Source organism: Streptomyces sp. NPDC088387 (genome assembly GCF_044753385.1).
In the GTDB taxonomy this organism is placed as follows: domain Bacteria; phylum Actinomycetota; class Actinomycetes; order Streptomycetales; family Streptomycetaceae; genus Streptomyces.
Genome location: NZ_JBIVNC010000012.1, coordinates 272,583 through 282,869, shown reverse-complemented (window position 1 = coordinate 282,869; position 10,287 = coordinate 272,583). Strand labels below are relative to the sequence as shown.

Annotated in this window: 9 protein-coding genes; 2 read left to right on the top strand and 7 right to left on the bottom strand. The window is 68.8% G+C overall.

Translation table 11 applies throughout. The annotated features are described in order from the left end of the window. Nucleotides 1-341: 341 nt before the first annotated feature. From ACIQAC_RS29810 to thyX, 3 genes are all read right to left on the bottom strand, one after another. Nucleotides 342-2,027: a ribonuclease J gene (locus tag ACIQAC_RS29810; RefSeq protein ID WP_402196219.1), complete on the bottom strand. Its 1,686-nt coding sequence runs from the start codon at nucleotides 2,025-2,027 to the stop codon at nucleotides 342-344. 165 nt (nucleotides 2,028-2,192) lie between these two features. After that, complete coding sequence (gene dapA, locus ACIQAC_RS29805) at nucleotides 2,193-3,092, bottom strand: 4-hydroxy-tetrahydrodipicolinate synthase (RefSeq protein ID WP_402196216.1); 900 nt, start codon at nucleotides 3,090-3,092, stop codon at nucleotides 2,193-2,195. Nucleotides 3,093-3,316: 224 nt separating this feature from the next. Beyond that, nucleotides 3,317-4,075 (bottom strand): FAD-dependent thymidylate synthase, encoded by a 759-nt coding sequence (thyX, locus tag ACIQAC_RS29800; protein ID WP_402196213.1) that lies wholly within the window; start codon nucleotides 4,073-4,075, stop codon nucleotides 3,317-3,319. A 262-nt stretch (nucleotides 4,076-4,337) separates the two neighbouring features. Between thyX and ACIQAC_RS29795 the strand changes: the two genes are divergently transcribed. Then, nucleotides 4,338-4,577 carry a hypothetical protein gene (locus ACIQAC_RS29795; RefSeq protein ID WP_402196211.1) on the top strand — a complete coding sequence of 80 codons (240 nt, stop codon included), beginning with the start codon at nucleotides 4,338-4,340 and terminating at the stop codon, nucleotides 4,575-4,577. A gap of 135 nt (nucleotides 4,578-4,712) precedes the next feature. Next, nucleotides 4,713-5,285: a hypothetical protein gene (locus tag ACIQAC_RS29790; protein ID WP_402196209.1), complete on the top strand. Its 573-nt coding sequence runs from the start codon at nucleotides 4,713-4,715 to the stop codon at nucleotides 5,283-5,285. 137 nt (nucleotides 5,286-5,422) lie between these two features. Here the strand turns inward: ACIQAC_RS29790 and ACIQAC_RS29785 are convergent, their stop codons facing one another. Genes ACIQAC_RS29785 through ACIQAC_RS29770 form a run of 4 tightly spaced genes read right to left on the bottom strand, consistent with a single transcriptional unit; the run spans nucleotide 5,423 to nucleotide 10,262 of the window. After that, nucleotides 5,423-5,866 carry a hypothetical protein gene (locus ACIQAC_RS29785; protein ID WP_402196207.1) on the bottom strand — a complete coding sequence of 148 codons (444 nt, stop codon included), beginning with the start codon at nucleotides 5,864-5,866 and terminating at the stop codon, nucleotides 5,423-5,425. 13 nt (nucleotides 5,867-5,879) lie between these two features. Continuing rightward, nucleotides 5,880-6,632: a 4-hydroxy-tetrahydrodipicolinate reductase gene (dapB, locus tag ACIQAC_RS29780; protein WP_402196204.1), complete on the bottom strand. Its 753-nt coding sequence runs from the start codon at nucleotides 6,630-6,632 to the stop codon at nucleotides 5,880-5,882. Between the two features lie 28 nt (nucleotides 6,633-6,660). After that, nucleotides 6,661-8,040: a M16 family metallopeptidase gene (locus ACIQAC_RS29775; RefSeq protein ID WP_402196201.1), complete on the bottom strand. Its 1,380-nt coding sequence runs from the start codon at nucleotides 8,038-8,040 to the stop codon at nucleotides 6,661-6,663. Next, nucleotides 8,037-10,262, bottom strand: coding sequence for a polyribonucleotide nucleotidyltransferase (locus tag ACIQAC_RS29770; RefSeq protein WP_402196198.1), 2,226 nt, complete (start codon nucleotides 10,260-10,262; stop codon nucleotides 8,037-8,039). Before ACIQAC_RS29770 ends, ACIQAC_RS29775 begins: the two co-directional genes overlap by 4 nt. Nucleotides 10,263-10,287 lie beyond the last annotated feature (25 nt).

Here is a 10,287-nt window from a genome sequence, read left to right as displayed (position 1 = left end):
GTTGAGTTCTCAAGGAACGGACGCTTCCTTTGTACTCACCCTCTCGGGCTTTCCTCCGGGCTTCCCTTCGGTCTTGCGTTTCCGACTCTATCAGACCGTTTCCCGATCCGATTTCCTCGGTGCTTTCCAGGTTCTCGCTCTCGCGTTTCCCTTTCCGGCGGTTCCGACTTTATCAGAGGTTCTGAGTCGGAATTCCCCACCCCTTCGGGGCACTTGGTCCAGGCACGCGAAGTGTCCGGGTTCCCGTCGAGGTGGAGCCGTAAACCTACTGGAGCGGGCCGCCTCGATGCAAATCGAGGCGGCCCGCTCCTACGTGGCACGGCCGGAGCCGTGGCGGTCCGTCAGACCTCCACGACCACCGGCAGGATCATCGGCCTGCGGCGATAGGTGTCCGAGACCCACTTGCCCAGCGTGCGGCGGATGAGCTGCTGCATCTGGTGGGGTTCGACGACGCCGTCCTGGGCCGAGCGTTCCAGCGTTTCGGTGATCCTCGGGAGGACGTCGGCGAAGGCCGAGTCCTCGATGCCCGAGCCGCGGGCCTGGACGTGCGGGCCCGCGGTGATCTTTCCGGTGGAGGAGTCGAGGACCACGAAGACCGAGATGATGCCCTCGTCGCCGAGGATCTTGCGGTCCTTCAGCGCCGGCTCGCCCACGTCACCGACGGAGAGACCGTCGACGTAGACGTAACCCGCCTGCACCTTGCCGGAGATCCTGGCCTTGCCCTGGATGAGGTCGACGGCGACGCCGTCCTCGGCGATGACGATCTGGTCGTGCGGGACGCCGGTCAGGGCGCCCAGCTCGGCGTTGGCCCGCAGGTGGCGCCATTCGCCGTGGACCGGCATCAGGTTCCGTGGCTTGCAGATGTTGTAGAAGTACAGGAGCTCGCCCGCCGACGCGTGGCCGGAGACGTGCACCTTGGCGTTGCCCTTGTGGACGACGTTGGCGCCCCAGCGGGTCAGGCCGTTGATCACGCGGTAGACCGCGTTCTCGTTGCCGGGGATCAGGGACGACGCCAGGATCACCGTGTCGCCGTCGACGATCCGGATCTGGTGGTCGCGGTTGGCCATCCGGGACAGGGCCGCCATCGGCTCGCCCTGGGACCCCGTGCAGACCAGCACGATCTGGTGGTCCGGGAGGTCGTCGAGCGTCTTGACGTCGACGACCAGGCCCGGCGGGACCTTCAGATAGCCGAGATCCCGCGCGATGCCCATGTTGCGGACCATCGAACGGCCGACGAAGGCGACCCTGCGGCCATACTCGTGGGCCGCGTCCAGGATCTGCTGGATGCGGTGGACGTGGCTGGCGAAACTCGCCACGATGATCCGCTTGCTGGCGCTGCCGAAGACCTGGCGCAGCACGTTGGAGATCTCGCGCTCGGGCGGGACAAAGCCCGGGACCTCGGCGTTCGTCGAGTCCGAGAGGAGAAGGTCGATGCCTTCCTCGCTCAGGCGTGCGAACGCGTGCAGGTCCGTCAGCCGGCCGTCCAGCGGAAGCTGGTCCATCTTGAAGTCGCCGGTGTGCACCGCCATGCCGGCCGGTGTGCGGATGGCGACCGCCAGCGCGTCCGGGATGGAGTGGTTGACCGCGACGAACTCGCAGTCGAAGGGGCCGATCCGCTCGCGGTGCCCCTCGGCGACTTCGAGGGTGTACGGGCGGATGCGGTGCTCCTGGAGCTTGGCCTCGATCAGGGCGAGGGTGAGCTTGGAGCCGATCAGGGGGATGTCCGCCTTCTCCCGCAGGAGGAAGGGGACACCACCGATGTGGTCCTCGTGACCGTGCGTGAGGACGATGCCCTCGATGTCGTCGAGACGGTCACGGATCGACGAGAAGTCCGGCAGGATCAGGTCGATTCCGGGCTGCTCCTCCTCGGGGAAGAGCACTCCGCAGTCGACGATCAGCAGGCGGCCGCCGTATTCGAAGACCGTCATGTTGCGGCCGATCTCGCCGAGGCCGCCGAGTGGGGTGACCCGCAGGCCGCCTTCGGGAAGCGGCGGGGGCGAGCCGAGTTCAGGATGCGGATGACTCAAAAGACTCTCCTCACCACGCACGCCACGTACCGGTGAGGCACGTGGCGCGCGTGACGTTCGTGCAAGACGCAGTTGTCGTTGTCAGTGTTCGTTGCGGGCACCGGTGGCCCGTCTATTCAGTTGTGAAGCTGGTGGTGCGAGGCGTTGGCCTCGCGAAGTCCGATGTCAGAGCTGTACCCCGCCGGCAGCAAGATCGATCTTGAGCTGCTCGATCTCTTCGGGTGTGCACTCGACCATCGGTGCGCGCAGCGGTCCGGCGGGCAGTCCCTGCAAGGTCAGCGCGGCCTTGGTGGTCATGACGCCCTGGGTGCGGAACATGCCGGTGTAGACGGCGAGCAGCTTCTGGTGGATCTCGGTCGCCTTCTGGACGTCACCGCTGGTGTACGCCTCGACGAGCTGGCGCAGCTCGGGTGTGACGACGTGGCCGACGACGGAGACGAAGCCGACCGCACCCACGGAGAGCAGCGGCAGGTTGAGCATGTCGTCGCCCGAGTACCAGGCGAGGCCGGACTGGGCGATGGCCCAGCTGGCGCGGCCGAGGTCGCCCTTGGCGTCCTTGTTGGCGACGATGCGCGGGTGCTCGGCGAGCCGGACGAGTGTCTCGGTGTTGATCGGGACGCCGCTGCGGCCGGGGATGTCGTAGAGCATCACCGGGAGTCCGGCGGCGTCGGCGACTGCCTTGAAGTGCCGGTAGAGGCCTTCCTGCGGGGGCTTGTTGTAGTACGGCGTGACGACCAGCAGGCCGTGTGCGCCGGTGCGCTCGGCGGCGCGGGCCAGCTCGGTGCTGTGGCGGGTGTCGTTGGTGCCGACGCCTGCCACGATGTGGGCGCGGTCGCCGACCGCCTCCAGTACGGCTCGTACGAGGTCCGTTTTCTCCGCGTCACTGGTGGTGGGGGATTCACCGGTGGTGCCGTTGATGATCAGGCCGTCGTTGCCTGCGTCCACCAGGTGGGTGGCGAGCCGCTGTGCGCCGTCGAGGTCAAGTGCGCCGTCCGCCGTGAACGGCGTGACCATGGCGGTGAGGACCCGCCCGAAGGGGGTCTGCGGAGTGGAGGTCGGAGCCATGGGTTACACGCTACTCGTTGCTCAAGGCGCGGTCTGCCCTTGGGGTGTCGGAAGTGTCATGACAAAGGTGGAGCCCGGCACTGCCTGCTCGGGGGTTCAAGCAGTGCCGGGTCCGTTTGATCAGGCTAGATGAACTTCTCTAAATGCCGCAATACGGACACTTCGTGAGGCTGATCCGTACATCTGTGCCGGGTCAATGGGCCATCAGTGCAGACCGTGCGTCCCTACGGTGCGACGCGGCCGTTGGCGTTGAAGGCGTCGTGGGTGAGCGGCATGAGCGCGGCCCACTCGGCCTCCATCCGCTCGCCGACCATCTCGATCTCGCGCTGCGGGAACGACGGCACCTTCGCCAGCTCGTGCTGGGTGCGCAACCCGAGGAAGTGCATCAGCGAGCGGGCGTTGCACGTCGCGTACATCGAGGAGAACAGGCCGACGGGCAGCACCGCGCGGGCGACCTCGCGGGCGACACCGGCGGCGAGCATCTCCTGATAGGCCTCGTAGGACCTGCGGTACGAGTCCTCCATGACGCGGCCGACCAGCTCCTGCTGGGTCTGCGTGCCCTCGACGAAGCGGTACTTGCCCGGACGGCCCTCCTGGACCAGCTTGCGGGACTCGTCGGGGACGTAGAAGACGGGCTGGAGCTCCCTGTACCTGCCGCTCTCCTCGTTGTACGACCAGCCCACGCGGTGTCGCATGAACTCGCGGAAGACGAAGATCGGGGCGCTGATCAGGAACGTCATCGAGTTGTGCTCGAACGGGCTGCCGTGCCGGTCCCGCATCAGGTAGTTGATCAGACCCTTGGAACGCTGCGGGTCCTTGCCCAGCTCCTCCAGGGACTGCTCGCCCACGGTCGATACGCGCGCGGCGAAGAGCACGTCGGCGTCCGACGCGGTGTGCTTGACCAGCTCGACGGTGACATCGCCGCGGAAGCTCGGCTTGAGGTCCGGGGTGTCCTGGGGGGCGTCGGCGGGGGTGTCGGTCACGGCTCGGAGGGTCCTTCCATCCACGTCTGACGGGCGGCGCCCACTCTACGGCGCGGCACTGACAACGGGGCGTTCGGTGCCGGTCCACGACATCTGCGCCCAACATCGGTGAACTTCAACGAACTTCTGCCAATTCGGTGATTGCGGGCACTTTGTGCGCCGATCGTGCGTCTGTACTGATGAGAGTTGCGTGTTCGACCTCATGAGAGCCCGTGCGCCACAGGCCCGTGAGATGCAAGCCCCGAGAGGAGAAGCACCGCCCATGTTCCGCCGGCGTGAGCCCGTTCCCTTCGCCTTCGTCGCCGAGGCGGAGAAGTTCCGCAGCAATGTCCCTCCCCCGCCCCGCCCGCGCGCGAGTGCCGGGCAGATAGCCGGGCGCTGGCTGCTGGGGGCCACGATCATCGCGGCGCTCGCCGGATCGCTGGTCCTCGGGATGCCGGCGCTGGAGCTCGACCACTCGTCCGCGCCGAGCCAGCAGTCGCAGGCGACGGACGGCCGTTGAGCCACCCCTGACCCCTCCCCCACCGGCCGAATGGTGTGGGCGGCACCCCCACTGGCCCCCCGAGGGTGGTGGGCCGGGACACGTATCGATAGCCTCACCGGGCACAGCCCATGCATGGATGAGTGAGGACCAGCCGTGCCCCTGCCCTTCCTGACGGCCGATCGTGAATTCGACGCGACGGACGATGTCGCCCTGCCGTTCGACGATCGCGATCGTTGGCGTCGGCCCTACCGCCCCGGGCCCTGGCGGGTCGGCCTGGCCGCGACCGGTCTGCTGCTCGCGTCGTTCGTGCTCTTCGCCGCGGTCATCATCGCCCTCACGGGCACCATCTCCGGCGCCGGAGTGGTCTTCGGCATCGCGCTTGCGATCATCGCCGCGGCTCTGCGCCTGCTGCGCTCCGGCGTGTGGGTCAGCGCCCGGGGACTGCGCCAGGTGCGGTTCGTCGCCACGCGTACGGTCCCGTGGGACCGCATCGTGGCCGTGCGCACGGTGCAGCAGCCGGTGCGCTGGCTGGGCCTGCCCCGCACGGTGCAGGGCCAGGCCCTGGTGCTCGTACGGCAGGACCGGTCCGCCGAGGACGCGCCGACGCTGCTGACCACGCACAACGCCGACTTCCTCGCGCGGGTCGAGGCCTTCGACCGTGCGGCGGACTCGGTCGAGGTGTGGGCGGACGAGTACGGGCACAAGCCCGAGCCCGCGAAGCGCTGAGCAACGCGCGGTCGTCGAACGGGAAGGGGCCCGGTCCGCTTGGTCGGACCGGGCCCCTTCGTGTCGCTTGACGGCTCGTGTCGCCTCACGGCTCGTGTCGTCTGACGGCCGTGCTCATCGCCGGACAGGGCGCGCGCTCAGCGTGGGCCCTCGTGGAGTGCGATCGCCCGCTGCATCGCCTTGCGGGCCCGTGGGGTGTCACGGGCGTCGTGGTAGGCGACGGCGAGCCGGAACCAGGAGCGCCAGTCGTCCGGCGCGTCCTCCGTCTCGGCCTTGCGGCGGGCGAAGATCTCGTCGGCCGAGTCACGGTCGACCCGGCCGCTCGGCAGTCGCCTGAGCTCGTCGACGGGCAGTCCGCCCTCGGCGTCGAGCTTCGCGGCGAGGGCGTTGGCCTTGCGGACGAACTGGGTGTTCTTCCACAGGAACCACACCCCGATGACCGGCAGGATCAGCACCGCCACGCCGAAGGTGACGGTGAGCAGGGTGCCGGCCCGGATCAGCAGGACGCCCCGGCTGCCGACCAGGACGAAGTAGAAGACCAGGACGGCCGCGGTGAGGGCGTAGGAGAGCTTCGCGCGCATGACGTCGTACGGCTCAGCTCAGGTCCAGGAAGTGTTCCAGGCCGAACGTCAGGCCCGGGGTGCCCACCACGCGGCGGGCGCCCAGCAGGATGCCGGGCATAAAGCTGCTGTGGTGCAGCGAGTCGTGGCGGACGGTCAGCGTCTCGCCCTCGCCGCCGAGCAGTACCTCCTGGTGGGCCAGCAGACCGCGCAGCCGGATCGCGTGCACCGGGACGCCGTCGACGCTGGCACCGCGGGCGCCGTCCAGTGCGGTCGTGGTGGCGTCCGGCGCCGGGGCCGAGCCGGCCCTGGCCCGGGCCTCGGCGATGAGCTGTGCGGTGCGTGTGGCCGTGCCGCTGGGGGCGTCCACCTTGTTCGGGTGGTGGAGCTCGACGACCTCGACGGACTCGAAGTAGGGCGCGGCGATCTGCGCGAACTTCATCGTCAGTACGGCCCCGATGGAGAAGTTGGGCGCGATGAGCACACCGGTCTCGGGCGACTGCTCCAGCCAGGAGCGCAGCCGCGCGAGGCGCTCGTCGGTCCAGCCCGTCGTACCGACGACGGCGTGGATGCCGTGGCGGACGCAGAAGTCGAGGTTGTCCATCACCGAGTCGGGCGTGGTCAGTTCGACGGCGACCTGGGCGCCGGACGACGTGAGGACCTCCAGGGTGTCGCCCCGGCCGAGAGCGGCGACCAGCTCCATGTCCTGTGCGGCCTCGACCGCCCGTACCGCCTCCGAACCGATCCGGCCCTTGGCACCGAGGACCGCCACACGCAGCTTGCTCATCTTCTTGTTTCCTTACCGGATACGGGATTCAGGCGACGGCGTCGTGCAGCCGGGCTGCCTGCTTGTCCTTGAGCGGGCCGATGACCGACAGGGACGGCCGCTGTCCCAGGATGTCGCGGGCGACCGCGCGGACCTCGTCCGGGGTGACCGAGGCGATCCGCAGCAGCATGTCGTCCACGGACATCTGCTCGCCCCAGCACAGCTCGCTCTTGCCGATACGGTTCATCAGCGCGCCGGTGTCCTCCAGGCCGAGGACCGTGGAGCCGCGCAGCTGGCCGATGGCGCGGCCGATCTCCTCGTCGGTCAGGCCGTGTTCGGCCACGTGGTCGAGTTCGTCGCGGCAGATCTTCAGCACGTCGTGCACCTGGGAGGGGCGGCAGCCGGCATAGACGCCGAACAGGCCGCAGTCGGCGAAGCCCGAGGTGTACGAGTAGACGCTGTAGGCCAGGCCGCGCTTCTCGCGGACCTCCTGGAAGAGGCGGGACGACATGCCGCCGCCGAGGGCCGTGTTCAGCACCCCCAGCGCCCAGCGGCGCTCGTCCGTGCGGGCCAGTCCCGGCATACCGAGGACGACGTGTGCCTGCTCGGTCTTGCGGCCGACCAGTTCGACACGGCCCGTGGTGCGGATGGCGCGCCGGCCGTCGCGCGGGGCGATGGGGTCGGCGGCCGTGTCCTTGAGGGCGCCCGACTTCTCGAAGGCCGCGCGGACCTGTCGTACGACCTTGTTGTGGTCGACGTTGCCGGCGCACGCGACGACCAGGTGGGTCGGGTCGTAGTGCTTCTTGTAGAAGCGGCGGATGCGCTCGGCGGTGAGGGCGTTGACCGTGTCGACCGTGCCGAGGACCGGGCGGCCGAGGGGGTTGTCGCCGAACATCGTGTGCGCGAACAGGTCGTGCACACAGTCGCCCGGGTCGTCCTCGGTCATGGCGATCTCTTCGAGGATCGCGCCGCGTTCGACGTTGACGTCCTCTTCGAGGATGAGCGAGCCGGTGAGCATGTCACTGACGACGTCGATGGCCAGGGGCAGGTCGGTGTCGAGCACGCGCGCGTAGTAGCACGTGTACTCCTTGGCCGTGAACGCGTTCATCTCGCCGCCCACCGCGTCGAGCGCGGAGGAGATGTCGAGGGCGCTGCGCCGGGCGGTGCCCTTGAAGAGCAGGTGCTCCAGGTAGTGGGTGGCGCCGTTCAGCGACGGGGTCTCGTCGCGGGAGCCGACGTGCGCCCAGATGCCGAAGGTGGCGGAGCGCACCGACGGCAGGGTCTCGGTGACCACACGGAGACCGCCCGGGAGGGTGGTCTTGCGGACCGTACCGATGCCGTTGGCGCCCTGGATGAGGGTTTGGGTACGGGCGACGGCCCGCGCCTCCGAAGAGGTGCGGGCCGTCGCCTTGGAGCTACGGGACGTCACTGGTCGGCGTCGTCCTTCTTGTCGTCGTCGGAGGAGCCCTCTTCGCCCTCGATCACGGGGATCAGGGAGAGCTTGCCGCGGGAGTCGATCTCGGCGATCTCGACCTGAACCTTCTGGCCCACGCCGAGGACGTCCTCGACGTTCTCCACGCGCTTGCCGCCGGCGAGCTTGCGGATCTGCGAGATGTGCAGCAGACCGTCCTTGCCGGGGAGCAGGGAGACGAAGGCACCGAAGGTGGTGGTCTTCACGACCGTACCCAGGTAGCGCTCGCCGACCTCGGGCATCGTCGGGTTGGCGATGCCGTTGATCGTCGTACGGGCGGCCTCGGCGGCCGGGCCGTCGGCGGCACCGATGTAGATCGTGCCGTCGTCCTCGATCGTGATCTCGGCGCCGGTGTCCTCCTGGATCTGGTTGATCATCTTGCCCTTGGGGCCGATGACCTCGCCGATCTTGTCGACCGGGATCTTCACGGTGATGATCCGCGGCGCGTTGGGGGACATCTCGTCCGGCGTGTCGATCGCTTCCATCATCACGTCGAGGATGTGGAGGCGGGCGTCACGGGCCTGCTTGAGGGCGGCGGCCAGGACGGAGGCCGGGATGCCGTCCAGCTTGGTGTCGAGCTGGAGGGCGGTCACGAACTCCTTGGTGCCGGCGACCTTGAAGTCCATGTCGCCGAAGGCGTCCTCCGCACCGAGGATGTCGGTGAGGGTGACGTAGTGCGTCTCGCCGTCGATCTCCTGCGAGATCAGACCCATGGCGATACCGGCGACGGGGGCCTTCAGCGGCACACCGGCGTTCAGCAGCGACATGGTGGACGCGCAGACCGAGCCCATGGACGTCGAGCCGTTGGAGCTCAGCGCCTCGGAGACCTGGCGGATCGCGTAGGGGAACTCCTCGCGCGTCGGCAGGACCGGCACGAGGGCGCGCTCGGCGAGGGCGCCGTGGCCGATCTCGCGGCGCTTCGGGGAGCCGACGCGGCCGGTCTCACCGGTGGAGTACGGCGGGAAGTTGTAGTTGTGCATGTAACGCTTGCGGGTCACCGGGGAGAGGGTGTCCAGCTGCTGCTCCATGCGGAGCATGTTGAGGGTGGTGACGCCCAGGATCTGGGTCTCGCCACGCTCGAACACCGCGGAGCCGTGCACGCGCGGGATGGCCTCGACCTCGGCGGCCAGGGTGCGGATGTCGGTGACACCGCGGCCGTCGATGCGCTTCTTCTCCTTGATCACGCGCTCGCGGACCAGCTGCTTGGTGAGCGAGCGGTACGCGGCGGAGATCTCCTTCTCGCGGCCCTCGAACTCCGGCAGGAGCTTCTCGGCGGCGAGCGCCTTGACGCGGTCCAGCTCGGACTCGCGCTCCTGCTTGGCGGCGATGGTCAGCGCGGAGGCGAGCTCCGGGCGGACGGCGGCGGAGAGCGCCTCCAGGACGTCGTCCTGGTAGTCGAGGAAGATCGGGAACTCGCCGGTCGGCTTGGCGGCCTTCGCGGCGAGGTCGGCCTGGGCCTTGCAGAGCACCTTGATGAAGGGCTTCGCGGCGTCCAGACCGGCGGCGACGAGCTCCTCGGTCGGCGCCTCGGCGCCGCCCTCGACGAGCTTGATGGTCTTCTCGGTGGCCTCGGCCTCGACCATCATGATCGCGACATCGCCGTCCTCCAGGGCGCGGCCCGCGACGACCATGTCGAAGACGGCGTCCTCGAGCTCGGTGTGCGTCGGGAAGGCGACCCACTGGCCACGGATCAGCGCGACGCGGACGCCGCCGATCGGGCCGGAGAAGGGCAGGCCGGCCAGCTGGGTGGACGCGGAGGCGGCGTTGATCGCCACGACGTCGTACAGGTGGTCGGGGTTGAGCGCCATGATCGTGGCGACGACCTGGATCTCGTTGCGCAGGCCCTTCTTGAAGGACGGGCGCAGCGGGCGGTCGATGAGGCGGCAGGTGAGGATCGCGTCCTCGGAGGGCCGGCCCTCACGGCGGAAGAAGCTGCCGGGGATCTTGCCGGCGGCGTACATCCGCTCCTCGACGTCCACCGTCAGGGGGAAGAAGTCGAGCTGGTCCTTGGGGTTCTTGGAGGCGGTGGTGGCCGACAGCACCATGGTGTCGTCGTCCAGGTACGCCACGGCGGAGCCGGCGGCCTGCTTGGCCAGGCGGCCCGTCTCGAAGCGGATGGTGCGGGTGCCGAACGTGCCGTTGTCGATAACGGCCTCGGCGTAGTGGGTCTCGTTCTCCACTAGTGTTTTCTCCTCGTCTTCGTCC

Excerpts from the sequence above, each read along its gene's own strand:
- dapA (WP_402196216.1), bottom strand. The coding sequence starts at position 3,092 with ATGGCTCCGACCTCCACTCCGCAGACCCCCTTCGGGCGGGTCCTCACC.
- ACIQAC_RS29795 (WP_402196211.1), top strand. The coding sequence starts at position 4,338 with ATGTTCCGCCGGCGTGAGCCCGTTCCCTTCGCCTTCGTCGCCGAGGCG.
- ACIQAC_RS29785 (WP_402196207.1), bottom strand. The coding sequence starts at position 5,866 with ATGCGCGCGAAGCTCTCCTACGCCCTCACCGCGGCCGTCCTGGTCTTC.
- dapB (WP_402196204.1), bottom strand. The coding sequence starts at position 6,632 with ATGAGCAAGCTGCGTGTGGCGGTCCTCGGTGCCAAGGGCCGGATCGGT.